12 protein-coding genes and 1 pseudogene are annotated in these 16,001 nt (G+C 66.4%); 5 read left to right on the top strand and 8 right to left on the bottom strand.

What is annotated here, in order from left to right; translation table 11 throughout:
- Positions 1–127: 127 nt before the first annotated feature.
- A complete protein-coding gene (locus NMG10_RS11695; protein ID WP_186714185.1) occupies positions 128–595 on the bottom strand; it encodes a hypothetical protein in 468 nt (155 codons plus the stop codon).
- A 42-nt stretch (positions 596–637) separates the two neighbouring features.
- On the bottom strand, positions 638–1,678 hold the full coding sequence (locus tag NMG10_RS11690) for a DMT family transporter (protein ID WP_232854759.1): 1,041 nt from the start codon (positions 1,676–1,678) through the stop codon (positions 638–640).
- A gap of 199 nt (positions 1,679–1,877) precedes the next feature.
- On the opposite strand from NMG10_RS11690, the gene NMG10_RS11685 reads away from it, so the two are divergent.
- The gene (locus NMG10_RS11685; RefSeq protein WP_232854758.1) at positions 1,878–2,651 is read left to right on the top strand and encodes a carbon-nitrogen hydrolase family protein; all 774 of its coding nucleotides are present in this window, start codon (positions 1,878–1,880) and stop codon (positions 2,649–2,651) included.
- 2 nt (positions 2,652–2,653) lie between these two features.
- On the opposite strand, the pseudogene NMG10_RS11680 reads toward NMG10_RS11685, so the two are convergent.
- The 3 genes and pseudogenes from NMG10_RS11680 to NMG10_RS11670 all read right to left on the bottom strand — a co-directional run bounded on the left by NMG10_RS11680 (position 2,654) and on the right by NMG10_RS11670 (position 4,753).
- Positions 2,654–2,944, bottom strand: a pseudogene (locus tag NMG10_RS11680) (type II toxin-antitoxin system RelE/ParE family toxin).
- Positions 2,934–3,173: a type II toxin-antitoxin system RelB/DinJ family antitoxin gene (locus NMG10_RS11675; RefSeq protein ID WP_232854757.1), complete on the bottom strand. Its 240-nt coding sequence runs from the start codon at positions 3,171–3,173 to the stop codon at positions 2,934–2,936. Before NMG10_RS11675 ends, NMG10_RS11680 begins: the two are co-directional and overlap by 11 nt.
- A 92-nt stretch (positions 3,174–3,265) precedes the next feature.
- Complete coding sequence (locus NMG10_RS11670; protein WP_254464383.1) at positions 3,266–4,753, bottom strand: methylenetetrahydrofolate reductase C-terminal domain-containing protein; 1,488 nt, start codon at positions 4,751–4,753, stop codon at positions 3,266–3,268.
- A gap of 351 nt (positions 4,754–5,104) precedes the next feature.
- On the opposite strand from NMG10_RS11670, the gene metE reads away from it, so the two are divergent.
- Positions 5,105–7,393 (top strand): 5-methyltetrahydropteroyltriglutamate--homocysteine S-methyltransferase, encoded by a 2,289-nt coding sequence (gene metE / locus NMG10_RS11665; RefSeq protein ID WP_254464382.1) that lies wholly within the window; start codon positions 5,105–5,107, stop codon positions 7,391–7,393.
- A gap of 37 nt (positions 7,394–7,430) precedes the next feature.
- On the opposite strand, the gene NMG10_RS11660 is transcribed toward metE, so the two are convergent.
- From NMG10_RS11660 to NMG10_RS11650, 3 genes are all read right to left on the bottom strand, one after another.
- A complete protein-coding gene (locus NMG10_RS11660) occupies positions 7,431–9,905 on the bottom strand; it encodes a TonB-dependent receptor (protein ID WP_254464381.1) in 2,475 nt (824 codons plus the stop codon).
- A 96-nt stretch (positions 9,906–10,001) separates the two neighbouring features.
- The gene (locus NMG10_RS11655) at positions 10,002–10,952 is read right to left on the bottom strand and encodes a FecR domain-containing protein (protein WP_254464380.1); all 951 of its coding nucleotides are present in this window, start codon (positions 10,950–10,952) and stop codon (positions 10,002–10,004) included.
- A complete protein-coding gene (locus NMG10_RS11650; protein ID WP_254464379.1) occupies positions 10,945–11,460 on the bottom strand; it encodes a sigma-70 family RNA polymerase sigma factor in 516 nt (171 codons plus the stop codon). Before NMG10_RS11650 ends, NMG10_RS11655 begins: the two co-directional genes overlap by 8 nt.
- A 168-nt stretch (positions 11,461–11,628) precedes the next feature.
- Between NMG10_RS11650 and NMG10_RS11645 the strand changes: the two genes are divergently transcribed.
- The 3 genes from NMG10_RS11645 to NMG10_RS11635 all read left to right on the top strand — a co-directional run bounded on the left by NMG10_RS11645 (position 11,629) and on the right by NMG10_RS11635 (position 15,946).
- The gene (locus NMG10_RS11645; protein WP_254464378.1) at positions 11,629–12,255 is read left to right on the top strand and encodes a DNA-3-methyladenine glycosylase; all 627 of its coding nucleotides are present in this window, start codon (positions 11,629–11,631) and stop codon (positions 12,253–12,255) included.
- A gap of 175 nt (positions 12,256–12,430) precedes the next feature.
- Complete coding sequence (ada, locus tag NMG10_RS11640) at positions 12,431–13,489, top strand: bifunctional DNA-binding transcriptional regulator/O6-methylguanine-DNA methyltransferase Ada (RefSeq protein ID WP_254464377.1); 1,059 nt, start codon at positions 12,431–12,433, stop codon at positions 13,487–13,489.
- A 54-nt stretch (positions 13,490–13,543) separates the two neighbouring features.
- On the top strand, positions 13,544–15,946 hold the full coding sequence (locus tag NMG10_RS11635; protein ID WP_203648009.1) for a DUF3772 domain-containing protein: 2,403 nt from the start codon (positions 13,544–13,546) through the stop codon (positions 15,944–15,946).
- Positions 15,947–16,001: the final 55 nt, after the last annotated feature.

The following is a 16,001-nucleotide window of genomic DNA, read 5'->3' as shown; positions in this document are numbered from 1 at the left end:
TGGGTTAGAGGCCGATTCATCCCTTTCCTATACACCTGAAGGACCTTTCAGGTTGTCTTGAGGCTCGGCAATCGGGTGCTGATGCTACTGCTGGCCGGTTCCTAAGGGAGTAGGCGGTCCAGTGAATTTAGAACGCAGCGGTTACTTGGGCGTTTTTCCCTACGCTCACTACGCCAGACCCCAACCATTCCACCCGCTCCCTCAGTTCATCGAGCGCCATCTGGACGCGCTCATCTTGGGCATTGTCCAGGCTCAGGAACAGGGAAGCTGCATCGGCACGGTTGCCGGATGTATCGAGGGTGTCGTAGGCCCAGATTTCCACCCACGCCCGGGTGTCGTCCACCGATTGGCTGAGGCGCAACGAGCCATCGGCAAGCAGCGCATCAAAACGTCGCTTGGTCATGCCGTAGATGGGCTGCGTGGGTGCGGCCAGGAGCGTTTGGCTGGCCAGGGCCGTTTCACCGGCCAGGAAAACACCATGGCCGAGAGGTGGTTCGGTAGAAATTGCGACTTTGCGTTTCACAGGGGAGCGCAGGTAAGGCCGAGCCTGTTTGAACAGCTCGGGCGCGCTGGCGCTGAAGGCATAGGTCTGCACCGCGCCGTTGTGCTAGTTGGCATCAGCAGCTTGCAGACTGGTTCAGTGCCTATGCCGATGATGAACATCCGGAAAATGCGCATGGCTATGTCGAAGCGGCGCATGCACATGCGGGTGGCTGTGCGGCTCGGTGCCATCCCACTCAAAGTCATGCTCATGTTGATGGTGCTCATCGTGCGTATGCCGGTGGCTGTGATCGAGGGCCTCATGCTGATGCTCGTGAACATGATTCTCCATCAGGTGAATCCACACCCCCAAGGCCATCAGCGCCGCGGCGAGCAGGAACATCACGGACACCGTCTCACCCAGCATCAGGATCGCGACAGCCGCACCCAGGAACGGCGCCGTGGAAAAGTAAGCCCCGGTGCGCGCACTCCCCAGCCCGCGAAGCGCCAGGACGAACAGCACCAGGCTGACGCCGTAGCCGAGAAACCCAACCAGCATGATCGACCCCAGCGTGCCCAGGGCCGGCAGTTGCGAGCCGATGGCCAAGGCCAGGCCGCCATTGACCACGCCCGCCGTCATGCCTTTGCTGCCGGCGATGAACAACGCATCCGAGGCGGAGACCTTGCGGGTCAGGTTGTTGTCGATCGCCCAGCAAAGGCAGGCGAACGCCACCGCCAGCGGGCCGATCCAGTCATGGGCGGTCGCGGTCTCCTGCGGCCATGACAGCACGATACCGCCCAGGACGATGGCGACCATGCCGATCACGATCCGGCGGTCGGCGTTTTCCTTGAATACCACCCACGCCAGCACTGCCGTGAGGACGGATTCGAGGTTGAGCATCAACGATGCAGTGGCCCCCGCTGTGCGAGTGAGCCCGAACATCAGCGCCACAGGTGCAAGCACGCCACCGAAGAGGATGGCACCCAGCAACCAGGGCCATTCTCCGGCAGGCAGCCCGGGCCGCTGCCAGCCGCGATCGCGCACAAGGCGGACGAGAGTCAGGCCGATGCCGCTGCCCAGGTAGAGCAGCCCGGCCAGCAGGATGGGCGGGGTATCGACACCCAACAGTTTGGCGAGCGGCGTGCTTGCGCCAAACAATGCCGCTGCAACCAACGCGTAGAGAACACTCAGATTCATGATGGGGCCGCCCTGTCAGGCTGATTGCGTGCAGGAGAGCATCATAGCCTTTCTGCACAAGGGCTGGAGCCAAGCTGTGGGGCTAGTGGGAGAGCCATCGCGGGGCAAGCCCGCTCCCACGCTGATCCTATCGTTGATGTAACAGTTGTCTTCTGGGTGGTAGCCGAGCAGAGTCCACTTACCTTGTCAGGAGACGCCCATGCCATCCGCCGTTTTCGCCGCCGCCCAATGCGCCATTGGTGATGGCGACATCCCCGCCAACCTGGCCTTGCACCTGGCGTTCATGCGCCAGGCCCATGAGCATGGCGTGGACCTGTTGCTCTTCCCCGAACTGTCGCTCACGGGCTATGCCCCCGCCGTGGCCAGTGGCCTGGCGCAGGGCCTGGACACGCCGCTGCTGGCCCCCCTGCGCCGGTTCGCCCAGGAAGCGGGCATGACCACCGTGGTCGGGATGCCGCTCAAGGTGCCGGGCCAGGACAAGCCGCGGATTGCGGCCTGCATCCTCCACCCGGATGGCTCGATTGCGGTCTATACCAAGCAGCACCTGCATACTGGCGAGGACGTGTTCTTCAGTGCGGGGAGCGGCGGTGAGTTGTTGTCCGTTTCCGGGCTGTCCGTGGCCTTGTCGGTATGCGCCGATTTCAGCCATCCGGAGCATGCCGCCCAGGCAGCGCAGCGCGGTGCGCAGGTGTACGCGACGGGTGTGCTGATCGGGGAGGGTGGGTATCCGGCGGATAGCGCGTTGCTGCAGGGTTATGCACAGCGGCATGCTATGGCCGTGCTCATGGCCAACCATGGCGGCACCACGGGAGGCTGGGCGGCGGCTGGGCGCAGCGCGTTCTGGGACGAGCAGGGGCGGTGTGTCGTGGCTGCTTCAGGGGACGGAAATCGGTTGTTGGTTGTTTCTGGGCAGTCGGGCAAATGGCAAGGACGCGAGGTATTCGTGTCTCTCGATGTCGCGGGGTCAGCCTGAAATCACTTGGCTAATCGCTCGGCTGCTTTGCGGTAAACCTGATCACGCTCACGTTTATCCACGGCGATCACGAATACCACGACTTCCTGGTCGATGACCTGATAGATCAATCGATATCCACTGCTGCGCAGCTAGATCTTGTAGCAGTCCGGGAAGCCATGCAGACGGTTGGCTTCGACCCTCGGGTTGAGCAGCACGGTTGCCAGCTTCTTCTTGAGCTGTTGGCGAATGGTGTCGCCGAGCTTCTGCCATTCCTTGAGTGCGCGCGCATCGAAATCGAGGTTATAGGTCATCCAGCGTTACCCTTACCCTCTGCGGCGCGGCCAGGCGTTCGCGTACCGTGGCGAGCAGTGCTTCGTCCTCTTCGGTCTGCAACACGGGTTTGAACGGCAGTTGTCCGCGCTCAGCGACGTATTGCAGTGCCTGGCGCATCAGCTCGGAAGGGGTTACACCCAGTTTTTCCAGCTCACGGTAGGCGCGCACCTTGAGTTCGTCGTCGATACGCACATTGATGGACGCCATGCTTGCAGTCTCATTTGTAATGACAGTGGTCTGTACAATGTGGCAAAGCAGTCTGTTGGACAAGGGTGGCAACGAGATTACCGACAGGCATATTACTCGTTGAACTCCGGAGCGACATCGGGCTGCAGGGAGGGCGATTTCGAGGTGGCCGCTTCGAACCACACGGGCCACGAACTGCGATGCCGGCTCTCCACCTGCACACAGTGAATCAACCGCTCGCGCAACACCTCGGTCCTGCCCACGCTCACCGCCAGCCGATACTTGGCACTGTGCACGCACTCCCGGTCGCCAAACTCGCAACGGTCCAGGCTCGTGCCGCCGCATGGCCCGTTCGCCAGGCCTTTGGGGCAGGTCTCGGGGCAGATGTAGAGCGTGTCCTCCAGCCGGCAACTGCCGCAGGTATCGCACCCCACCAGCGGGCGTTTGATACGCCGCTCCAGCTGATGCAGCCACGTCGCCGCCGTGGGGTTGGCCCACAGCGGCCGGGTCACGGCCCAGCCGAAGGCCTTGCTCAAGGCCGTGGTGCGGCTGAACAGCTGATGGTGCATCGCCGAGAGCAAGTGATAGCGGGCCTTTTCCTTGTTCGATGCATTGATCTGCCGTTGCCCGAGGCACCAGGCGTGCCCGGGTGGGTGGAAGGTGACCGGCGCCAGGCCAGGTGCCTGCCAGGCTGCTTGCCAAGCCGGGGCCCAGTCCTGCAGTGAGGTGAACTGCGGCTGCAGCGCGTCGATGGCCTGCTCCAGGGCCTCGAACTGAGCCACCTCGTGGATGCCGGACAGGTGCACGCCGGCATAGCCCATCAGTTTCAGGCCGATCACCTGCAAGGCCAGGCGATGGTTGGCGCGTTCCCTGGCGTAAGCCTTGGACACCGCCGTTTCGGCGGCCAGCAGCGCGCGCATCGACGGCGTGACGGTTACCCCGGCAACGTGATCGAGCATCCCGGCGCGGCCTTCGGTCAGCGCCATGATGCAGGCCATCAGTGGCTTGGGCCGGGGCTGGCGCTGCATCCAGTCGAAGGCTTCCTGGTGTTTGTCGATATCGAAACCGAGCTGCAGGATGAACAGGTCGGCGCCGGCGGCGAGTTTCTTTTCGGCCTTGCAGTACTGCGCGCCGCCTTCGGCCTCCTGGTACTTGAATGGGTTGAGCGCGGCGGCCAGCAGCCAGTGGGGGCGGGCCTGGCGGACGATCTGCAAGGCGGCCACGGATTCCAGGTAGCGTACCGGCCGTTCGCCCGGGTTGTGGCCGGGCAGGCGGTCGCCGGTCAGCAGCAGGAGCTGGTCGAGGCCGGCGGCATCCATGCGTTGCAGCTGGGCCAGCAGGTCGCGGCGTTCGCGGTCCTTGCCGGAGAAGTGCAGCAGGGCGGGGACGGGGTTCGAGAGACTGCTGAAGGCCTCCAGCGGCGACATGTCCAGGGCGCTGGCGACGCGGTCGCCGATGGCCACGGTCATGGGCCAGCCGCACAGCCGGGTGCGGGCCATGAGGGTTTCGAGGGTGGCGAAACGCTCGGCGCCGGGCTTGGGGACGAATTCCAGGATGCAGGCGAAGGCGTTGGCGTCCAGGGTCGTTTTCAGCAGGCTCATGGGGTGCGGGCTACCGGGTTGGGGCAGGGTGGCAGTGTGCGGCAGATTGGCGGGTGGGGCATGTCTGATTGCGCGGGGGAATGTGTTGATTGAGACATCCTAGGCGACCCAGCCCCCTGTAGGAGCGGCCTTGTGCCGCGAAAGGGCTGCGCAGCAGCCCCAGGATGTCAGTGTTGATGCAACGATCGCCGGGGCCGCGTTGCGGCCCTTTCGCGGCACAAGGCCGCTCCTACAGGCAGATCACCGATCATGAACAGATCTTGAGTTCATCTCAAATTTAATGAGTTTGTCTCACCTTGTTACAGCGCCCAGAATCCCCTCATTCACATTCAAGGCTCGAGGGACGACAACATGGCACTGGCACACAACCTGGGGTTTCCGCGCATTGGCCGCGACCGCGAGCTGAAGAAAGCCCAGGAGGCCTTCTGGAGGGGTGAGCTGGACGAAGCCGGCCTGCGTGCCGTGGGCCGTGGCCTGCGCGCCGCGCACTGGCAGGTGCAGAAGGCTGCGGGCATCGAGTTGCTGCCGGTGGGCGACTTCGCCTGGTACGACCAGGTGCTCACCCACTCGCTGACCTTCGGCGTGATCCCCGAGCGTTTCCGTGCCAAGGACGGTGCCAAGCCGACCCTGCAAACCCTGTTCGCCATGGCGAGAGGAGTGAGCGACAACTGCTGCGGCGGCGCCCACGCCCAGGAAATGACCAAGTGGTTCGACACCAACTACCACTACCTGGTCCCCGAATTCACCGCCGACCAGCAGTTCGCCCTGAGCTGGGAGCAGTTGTTCGAAGAGGTTGAGGAAGCCAAGGCCCTGGGCCACGCCGTCAAGCCGGTGCTGATCGGCCCGCTGACCTACCTGTGGCTGGGCAAGACCAAGGGCGCCGACTTCGACAAGCTGGAGCTGCTCGACCGCCTGCTGCCACTCTATGACCAGATCCTCAACCGCCTGGCCGTGCAGGGTGTGGAGTGGGTGCAGATCGACGAGCCGATCCTCGCCCTCGACCTGCCGCAGGACTGGAAGAACGCCTACGAGCGCGTCTACAACATCCTCCAGCGCGCACCGCTGAAAAAGCTGATCGCCACCTACTTCGGCGGCCTGGAAGACAACCTGGGCCTGGCCGCCAACCTGCCGGTCGATGGCCTGCACATCGACCTGGTGCGCGCCCCGGACCAGTACCCGACCATCCTCGACCGCCTGCCGGCCTACAAGGTGCTGTCGCTGGGCGTGGTCAACGGCCGCAACGTCTGGCGCTGCGACCTGGACAAGGCACTGGACGTGCTGCGCCATGCCCACGAGCGCCTGGGTGAGCGCCTGTGGGTGGCGCCGTCGTGCTCGCTGCTGCACAGCCCGGTGGACCTGGCGCGTGAAGACCAGCTCGATGACGAACTGAAGAGCTGGCTGGCCTTCGCCGTGCAGAAGTGCCAGGAAGTGGCGCTGCTGGCCAAGGCACTCAACCAGCCCGAGGCGGCCGATGTCGTCGCAGCGCTGGCGCAGAGCCGCGCCGTGCAGCACGCCCGCGCCACCTCGCCGCGTATTCACAAGCCGGCGGTGCAGGCCCGCGTCGCCGCGATCAAGCCCGCCGACAGCCAGCGTGCAACCGCCTTTGAGCAGCGCATTGCCAAGCAGCGTGCCGGGCTGAACCTGCCAGCCTACCCGACCACCACCATCGGTTCGTTCCCGCAGACCTCGGCGATCCGCCTGGCACGCCAGTCGTTCAAGCAGGGCAAGCTGACCGAGGCGGACTACGTCGAGGCCATGCACAGCGAGATCCGCCATGCGGTGCAGATCCAGGAAAACCTTGGCCTGGATGTGCTGGTCCACGGCGAGGCCGAGCGCAACGACATGGTCGAGTACTTCGCCGAGCAACTGGACGGTTATGTGTTCACCCGCTTCGGCTGGGTGCAGAGCTATGGTTCGCGCTGCGTGAAACCGGCGGTGATCTTCGGCGACTTGAGCCGCCCGAAGGCCATGACCGTGGACTGGATCAAGTACGCCCAGGGCCTGACCCGCAAGGTGATGAAGGGCATGCTGACGGGCCCTGTGACCATGCTGATGTGGTCCTTCCCGCGCGAGGATGTGAGCCGCGAAGTGCAGGCTCGCCAGCTGGCGCTGGCGCTCCGCGACGAGGTGGTGGACCTGGAAGCCGCCGGCATCAGGATCGTGCAGATCGACGAGGCCGCCTTCCGTGAAGGGTTGCCGCTGCGCCGCAGTGCCTGGCCGCGCTACCTGGAGTGGGCCACCGAGGCCTTCCGCCTGTGCGCCTCGGGCGTGCGTGACGAAACGCAGATCCACACCCACATGTGCTACAGCGAGTTCAACGACGTGATCGAGTCGATCGCGGCGATGGATGCCGATGTGATCACCATCGAGACCTCACGTTCGGACATGGAACTGCTGGAGGCCTTCGAGCGCTTCGACTACCCGAACGAGATCGGCCCGGGGGTGTACGACATCCACTCGCCGCGGGTGCCGAGCAAGGAGGAGATGGTCAACCTGCTGCGCAAGGCGGCCCGGCGGATTCCGGCCGAGCGCCTGTGGGTCAACCCGGACTGCGGCCTGAAGACCCGCGCCTGGCCGGAGACCGAGGCGGCGCTGGTGAACATGGTGGCGGCGGCGCGGGCGTTGCGCGCCGCAGTCTGAAAACCGCGCTGGCTCCCGATGCGGCAGCCAATGCGCGTCAGAAGGTACCGCGCAGGGTCACCGAGACATTGCGCGGATCGCCCCAGTAGTAACCGGTCGGCGTCGGCGCCACCTGGCGGTAGTACTTCTTGTCGAACAGGTTGTTGGCGTTCAACTGCAGCGAATAGTTGTCGTTGAAGCGGTAGTTGACCATCGCGTTGTACACCGCATACCCCGACTGCGAGGCTTCGGCGCTGCCGCTGCGGTTGTAGATGTCGCTCTGCGCCTGCACGCCGCCGCCCACGGTCCAGGCCTGCAGCTCGCCCGGCAGGCGATAGCTGGTGAACAGGCGCAGCAGGCGCTTGGGGTCGGTGGTACGGATCGGGTTGCCGTTGTTGCCGGTGGTGTCCTTGAGGTATTCGGTGGTGTTGTAGGTGTAGCCACCGGTCACGTTCCAGCCCGGCAGCACTTCGCCGGAAATCTCCAGCTCGAAGCCCTGGCTGCGGTTCTTGCCCGCGGCGACCTTGCAGTAGCCGCTGGTGTAGTTGGGCAGGCACGGGTTCGGCCCGCTGACGTCGTCCAGCGCGTTGCCGACCTGGTAGATGCGGAAGAACGCCAGCGAGGTGTTCAGCCGGCCCTCGTAGAACTCACCCTTGATTCCCGTCTCGTAGGCTTCGCCGGTGACCGGCTCGAGCACGGAGCCGGCGGCATCGGTGTTGGTCTGCGGGTTGAAGATCTCGGTATAGCTGGCGTAGGTGCTGAAGTTCTCGTTGAGGTCGTAGATCAGCGCGGCGTACGGCACGATCTCGTTGTCGACGCTGAACTTGCCGCTGGCCTTGGTGTTGTTCTCCTGCTCGTAGTCGTACCAGTTGGCGCGGGCGCCGATGATCGCGGTGAGCGGGTCGGCCAGGGAGATGCGCCAGGTGGCGTAGGCGCCTTCCTGGGTGGTGCGGGTGCGCACCGGGTGGGCGGTGATGTCGATGTGCGGGTTGGCCAGGCTGGTCTTCGGGTCCCAGGTGCGGATGTCGAACACGCCCGACTGCACATTGTTGGTGGCCGAGGCGTAGGAGTCGTTGCGGATGCGCTCGACGCCCAGCATCAGCTCGTGGGTGCGGCCAAGCAGGTCGAACGGGCCATTTAGGGTCGCGCTGAGGTTGTTCTGCAGACTTTCGCCGCCATCGCCTTCGGTCACCTGGTAGCTCATCAGGTAAGGGTTGCGCGTCGGGTTGGCGGGACCGGTGGCGCGGCTGAAGTAGGTCTGCTTGAAGCCGTTGTCGTCCAGCTCGAAGTGGGTGCGCTGGGCCATCAGCTTGAGCGTCCAGTCGTTGTCGAAACGGTGCTCGAGCTCGGCGAAGGTCTGCAGGTTGCTGCGGTTCCAGCGGTTCCAGTCGGCGCCCAGGTAGGTGCTGCGGCCGAACGGCAGCGGCGAGCCGTCGTAGTCGGCCGGCAGGTTGCCCCAGGCCCCGGTGGCGTCGAGCTGGGTCCATTCCAGGCCGGTGGTCAGGGTGGTGCTGTCGTCGAGATCGAAGGCCATCACCCCGTACAGCACGTCCTTGCGCTCCTGGCGCGATTGCTGGAAGTGGTCTTTCTCGTCGTGCACCGCGATCACCCGGCCACGCACGTTGCCGGTCTCGGTCAGCGGCCCGGAGAGGTCGGCGACGTAGCGCTGGGCGTCCCAGGTGCCGAGAGTGACGCTGCCTTCGCCCTGGAACTCGTAGGTGGGGCGCTTGCGCACCAGGTTGACGGTGCCCGAGGGGTTGCCGGCGCCGCGCAGCATGCCGGTGGCGCCGCGCAGGACCTCGGCGCGGTCGAGGATCGCTGAGTCGCTCTGGATGAACGAGCCGCCGCCGCTGCTCTGCACCACGGTGGCGCCGTCGTACTGGATGGCGTCGATCTGGTAGCCGCGCGAGTAGTACTGCACCCGCTCGCTGTCGGTGAGGTTGACCACCACGCCGGGGGTCTGTTCGAGCAGGTTGGTGAGGTTGGTGATGTTCTGGTCGTCGATCCGTTGGCGGGTAACCACGGTCACCGACTGGGGGGTGTGGCGGATGCTTTGCGGGGTCTTGCCGATGGTCACCGCCCCGGTGGTGTAGGAGCCGCTGTGCTCGGTGGTCTCGCCCAGGCGGTTGCTGGAGATGCTGGTAGCGCCCAGCTGCAGGGCGTCACCGACGTCCAGGGCCGGGAGCAGCAGGAAGCTCTTGTCGCTTTCCTGCTGGACCTGCACGTCGCTGCCTTGCAGCAGGATCTGCAGGGCCTGGGCACTGTCATGCCGGCCTTGCACGCCCTGGGTGGTCTTGCCCCGCAGGCTGCCGGCGTCGAACGACAGGTTCAGCCCGCCCTGGCGCGCCAGCTGGTCCAGCGCGGCGGCCAGCGGGCCGGCCGCGATGTTCCAGTCGCGCTGCTGGCTCTGGCTGGCGGGCGCGGCAAGGGCGAGGGTCGGCGGCAGGCCGGCGCAGGCCACGCCCAGGCCCAGGGCGGCGGCGCGGATGGCATGGCGCAGGGGGGCGTTGCGGGGGGAACACGGGCGGATCATGAAGCGCTCCTGAAGGTTGGCAGACCACTGTTCGGGCTTGTTTCCTTCAGGCCGGACGAGAATGAGATTCCACCTCATTTATTTTTTACGATGTTTTCAGGCGGCGTCGATGCTCACCCAGAAGCGCGTGCGGTAGTCGACGCGCACCGGCAGGCTACGGGCTACCAGCAGCAGGATCTGGTCGCTGTCGGCCAGCTGGAAGGTGCCGGAAACCTTCAGCCCGGCCACCTCCGACGCGCAGCGCAGCAGGCCTGGGCGGTAGCGCGACAGTTCGTCGATGAACTCGCCCAGGGGCATCTGCTGCACGCTGAGCACGCCGTCGGTCCAGCCCCAGGGGTCGTTGTGCAGGGTGGCGGGCTGGAAGTCGCCCTGGGCGAACACCTGCAGCACCTCGCCGGGCTTGACCCGATGCGCGGCGGCAGAGGCGGGGAACAGCGTCACCTCGCCGCGGCGCACGGCCAGCAGCAGGCCCTGGGCGTTTTCCCGCAGCAGCAGCTGGCCGCCCTGGGTGCTCAAGGCGCCGACGCGGGTGTCGATGCTGAACGGGCGGTTGTCGTTGACATTGCCGTCCAGGCTGACCTCGCCGCGCAGCAGGGTCAGCCGGCGCTGCTCGGCGCTGTAGCGCAGGTCGATGGCGCTGGCGGTGTTCAGGCGGATCAGGCTGCCGTCGCTGGCCAGCAGCTCACGGCGCTCGCCGGTGGCGGTGCGGCTGTCGGCCATCAGCGCCGGCAGGCCCAGGGGCTCGCGCGCGGCCCAGCCGACGCTGGCGCCGAGCGCCAGCAGCGACAGCAGCTTGAGGTGGTCGCGCCGGCTCATGCGGCAGCGTTCGCTGCCGGCCAGGGTCTGGCGGCTCAGCTCGGCGGGCAGGCTGGCCAGTTCGTCGCCGAGGCTGCTGACCCGCTGCCAGGCCTGGGCATGCTGCGGGTGGCTGGCCAGCCAGCGCTGGAACTGCTGTTCGCTGCGTGGGCCGGGGCTGTCGTAGCGCAGTTTCACCAGCCATTCGATGGCCTGGTCGACCTGGGCCTGGGTCGGGTTCTGGTCAGGCATCGGCGTAGCGGATCCGGTAGCAGACACCCAGGGCCTTGGCCAGGTCGCGCTCGACCGTGGCCCGGGAGACGTCCAGGCGTTGCGCGACCTGGGTGAGGGTGAGGCCGTCGAGCTGGGCCAGCAGGAACGCCTGGCGCACTCGTGGCTTGAGGCGTTGCAGGGCGCGGTCGAGGCGTTCGAGGGTGTCGAGGATCAGCAGGCGCTGTTCCTCGCTGGGGGCTTCCAGCTCGGGCAGGCTGGCCAGGCTCTCGAGGTAGGCTTTTTCCAGGGCGCGGCGGCGGAACTGGTCGATCATCAGGCCGCGGGCGATGCTGCTCAGGTAGGCCCGTGGCTCCTTGAGCGGCGAGACCTGGCGCGCCTTGAGCAGGCGCACGAAGGTGTCCTGGGCCAGGTCCGCGGCGTGCTCACGGCAGCCGACCCGGGCGCCGAGCCAGCCGCGCAGCCAGCGGTGGTGCGCCTGATAGAGCAGATCGACCTGGGCCGGTTTCAGCGTGTCTTCGATCTGCATCGTCTGGAGAGCCTGCCCGGATAATGTGATTGTTAATAGTTCTCAATTCTATGCGGGGCGCTGCGGGCGGATCAATGGTATGCCAGTAGTTCGATGCGCAAGATTGAGCGTTTCACCGATGAACGGTTGCGCTAGGCTGGAGGATCGTGACGTGAGCGAATGCCCTTGATGATCCTTGCAGACCTTTCCCCGCAGGCCTTTGACGATGCCGCCGCCTGGCTGGCCGGGCAGGACCCGGACTGGGCGCGGCATATTGCCGCCGTGGGGCCTTGCCTGCACCGTGCCACGCCCGGGCGCGAGCCGTACGAGGCGTTGGTGCGGGCCATCGCCTACCAGCAGTTGCATGCGCGGGCGGCCGAGGCGATCCTCGGGCGATTGCTGGCGCTGTTCCCGGAGGGAGCGTTTCCCTCGCCCGAACAGTTGCTGACGGTGACGCCGGAGGCGATGCGCGCCTGTGGGCTTTCCGCGAGCAAGATCGCCACGGTTCACGGGATCGCCCAGGCGCGTGTGGCGGGCGTGGTGCCCAGCCGGGACGAGGCGCTGCATATGTCGGATGCCACACTGGTCGAGCGTCTTGTAGCGTTGCGCGGGGTGGGGCGCTGGACCGTGGAAATGCTGCTGATCTACAGCCTGGAGCGATCGGATATCCTGCCGGTGGATGATTTTGGCGTGCGCGAGGGGTATCGGCGCATGAAGGGGCTGGACAAGGCGCCGACACCTGCGCAGATGCGGGTATTGGGCGGGGCGTGGAGCCCTCATCGCACCGTGGCGGCCTGGTACCTGTGGCGGGCTTGAAGCTTTCCTGCATGGCCCTATCGCGGGGCAAGCCCGCTCCCACAAAGATGGACCACGCTCTCGTGGGAGCGGGCTTGCCCCGCGATAGGGCCCGTGAAAACACCGCAAGAATCGGAGTTCCACGCATCATCCACCCTGCCAGGCTGACGGTATCGAATCCCAGGAGAGGCCCCTGATGAAGCCCGCCCCGACCACCTACACCACCGACGCCGAACGCTGGCACGCCGTGCAGGCCCGCGACACCGCCGCCACCGGCCATTTCGTCTACGCCGTGCGCACCACCGGCGTGTATTGCCAGCCCGCCTGCAAGTCGCGCCTGGCCAAGCGCGAGAACGTCGAGTTCTTCGGCAACGCCACCCAGGCCGAGGCCGCCGGCTACCGCCCGTGCAAACGCTGTAAGGGCGGGCAGGGCAGCCGGCGCACTGAGCTGGTGGCCTGCGCCTGTCGCCTGATCGAGGCCAGCGAGACCGCGCCCAACCTCGACCAGCTTGGTAGTGAGCTGAACGTCAGTCCGTTCCACCTGCACCGCCTGTTCAAGGCCGAGACCGGCCTGACCCCCAAGGCCTATGCCTCGGCCTTCCGCGCCCAGCGCCTGCGGCAGCATCTGGACGCCGCCGGCAGCGTCACCGAAGCCATCTTCGACGCCGGCTACAACTCCAACAGCCGCTTCTACGAAAGCGCCGGTGAGCGCCTGGGTATGCGGCCGAGGGAATACCGTGCCGGCGGCCAGGGCGCGACCATCCGCTTCGCCCTGGCCCAGTGCGCCCTTGGCGCGATCCTGGTGGCCCAGAGCGAACGGGGCATCTGCGCGATCCTGCTCGGTGACGAGCCCGAGCCCTTGCTCAAGGACCTGCAGGACAAGTTCCCCAAGGCCCAGCTGATCGGTGGCGATGACGCTTTCGAGCGGCTGGTGGCGGAGGTGATCGGCTTTGTAGAGGCCCCGGCCCTGGGTCTGGCGCTACCCCTGGATGTGCAGGGCACCGCGTTCCAGGAGCGGGTCTGGCAGGCGCTGCGTGAGGTGCCGGCCGGGACCACGGTCAGCTACACCGACATCGCCGAGCGCATCGGCGCGCCCAAGGCCGTGCGGGCGGTGGCCCAGGCCTGCGCGGCCAACGCGATCGCCGTGGCCATTCCCTGCCACCGGGTGGTGCGCCGCGACGGCGACCTCAGCGGCTACCGTTGGGGCATCGAACGCAAGCGCCAGCTGCTGGACCGAGAGACGGCACTCTCCTGAGCCTCCAGACCGCGTAGAATTCACGCCCTGTCGAGTTGTGTAGAGGAACATTCGATGAGGCGTGTCAGCCTTGACCGATTCTATGCGGGGATTTTCGCCCTGCTGTTGTGCCTGGCCGTGCCGGCCTGGGCCGCGCCAGCCACGCCGGTATCGCGCCTGGCCGTGGCCGAGCAGCAGGTGCTGGACGAGAACGCCAGCCTGGAGGAGTTGAGCGAACGGCTCGACCAGATCCGCCAGGGCGTCACCAGCAACGCCAACGACGACCTGCTCGCGCAGTTGCGTCAGTCGGCCTTGCAGGTGCAGCGCCAGGCCGATGTGCTGGTCACCCAGCGCACCGCCGACGTGCAGCGCCTGGACGACCAGCTCAACGTGCTCGGCCCGCCGCTGGAGGAGGAGGCCGAGAGCCTGACCCGCCAGCGCAAGCAGCTCAACGACGAAAAGAACAAGCTGGTCGCCGAGCAGAAGGACGCCACCACGCTGACCCAGTCGGCCCGTGACCTGTCGACCCAGATCGTCAACCTGCGCCGTAGCCTGTTCAACTCGCAGATCACCAGCCGCGCCGCCAGCCCGCTGAGCCCGGCATTCTGGTCGAGCCTGATCCGCCCCACCGACGACGACGTGGCGCGCCTGCGCGACCTGCGTGGCGAGGTGTCGGACGCCATGGCCAGCGCCTTCAGCGCCGAGCACCGATGGCTGTTCATCACCGCGCTGGTGGCGGCGGTGCTGGTCTGGACCCTGGTGCGCCGGGTGCTGGAGCGCCTGCTGGCCGATGCCATGATCCGCTGGCTGCCCGAAGGTCGCCTGCGCCGCAGCGCCCTGGCGCTGAGCGTCAGCCTGGCGACCCTGGGCACCATCTCCGGCTCCGTGTCGCTGCTGCGCTGGGGCCTGGAGAGCAGCGCCGACCTTGGCACGGACCTCGCCAGCCTGACCAACCATATCCTCGCCCTGGTGATCTTCAGTGCCTTCATCTCGGGCCTGGGTCGCGCCATGCTGATGTTGCAGCGCCCGTCCTGGCGCCTGCCGCCGATCGCCGACGAAGTGGCCAGTGCCCTGGGCTGGTTCCCCAAGGTCCTGGCCCTGGCGCTGATGGTGCTGCTGACCCAGGAGCGCATCAACAGCGTGATCGGCACCAGCCTGGCGCTGACCCTGGCCACCAACGGCCTGACCGCGCTGGTGGTGTCGTTGCTGTTCGTCGTGGCCCTGCTGCGCTATCGCCGTGCCCACCGCCAGCATGACCTGGAGCGGCCCAAGGGCCTGGCCGGGCTGATCCCGTTCGTGATCGTGGTGTGGGTGCTGGCGATCCTGCTGACCCTGCTTGCCGGCTACCTGACGCTGGCCTACTTCCTTACCGCCAAGCTGCTGTGGATCAGCGTGGTGGTGGTCTGTGCCTACCTGCTGGTCACGGTGTTCGGCGACCTGTGCGAGACCTTGCTGTCGCCGCGCCAGCCCGGTGGCCTGGCGCTGGCCTCGGCGCTTGGCCTGCAGCAACGCCACCAGGCCCAGGCCAGCACCGTGCTGGCGGGCATCGGCCGCACGCTGCTGCTGTTCGCCGCCGCGTTGCTGGTGTTCATGCCTTCGGGCACCAGCCCGGGCGAGCTGCTGCTGAGCCTGGCGGACTGGGACGGCACCGGCGGCAAGGTGCTGGGCAACCTGAACATCGTGCCCCAGGACATCTTCCTGGCCGTGGCGATCTTCCTCGGAGGCTGGTTCGCCATTCGCGTGGTCAAGCGCTGGCTGAGCGAGCGACTGCTGCCGGAAACCGACATGGACGCCGGCATGCGCGCCTCGCTGGTGACCCTGGTCGGCTACCTGGGCTTCCTGTTCCTGGCCATGCTGGTGATGTCCACCCTGCACATCAACCTGACCAGCCTGACCTGGGTGGTCAGTGCGCTGTCGGTGGGTATCGGTTTCGGCCTGCAGCAGATCGTGCAGAACTTCATCTCCGGCCTGATCCTGCTCACCGAGCGCCCGGTGAAGGTGGGCGACTGGGTGAGCCTGGCCGGTGTCGAGGGTGATATTCGCCGGATCAACGTGCGCGCCACTGAGATCCAGATGTCCGACCGCTCGACGGTGATCGTGCCTAACTCGCAGTTCATCTCGCAGAACGTGCGCAACGTGACCATGGCCAATGCCCTGGGGGTGGTCAGCGTTACCCTGACACTGCCGCTGGAAACCGATGCCAACCATGTGCGCGAGCTGCTGCTGGCGGCGTACAAGGAGCATGAGTCGATCCTTGATGCGCCGGCCACGTCGGTGACTTTCAAGGACCTGACGAGCAGCGGCATGGTGATCGGTGTGAGCGGTTACGTGGCGTCGCCCCGGCAGGTGTCGGGCACGCGCAGCGACCTGCTGTTCACCATCCTCGGGCGTTTGCGAGACGAAGGCATTGCACTGTCGTCGCCGCAGAGCATGGTGTTGGTGCAGGAAAATGGGCGACCGGCCGACGAGCCGGCGTGAGGCCATCTCGGCTCTTGTAGGAGCGGCCTTGTGCCGCGAAAGGGCCGCAAAGCGG

Source organism: Pseudomonas sp. DVZ6, from assembly GCF_024259445.1.
Taxonomy (GTDB): domain Bacteria; phylum Pseudomonadota; class Gammaproteobacteria; order Pseudomonadales; family Pseudomonadaceae; genus Aquipseudomonas; species Aquipseudomonas peradeniyensis.
The sequence above is the reverse complement of the archived record's forward strand: the minus strand, read 5'-3'. Positions and strand labels throughout refer to the sequence as shown.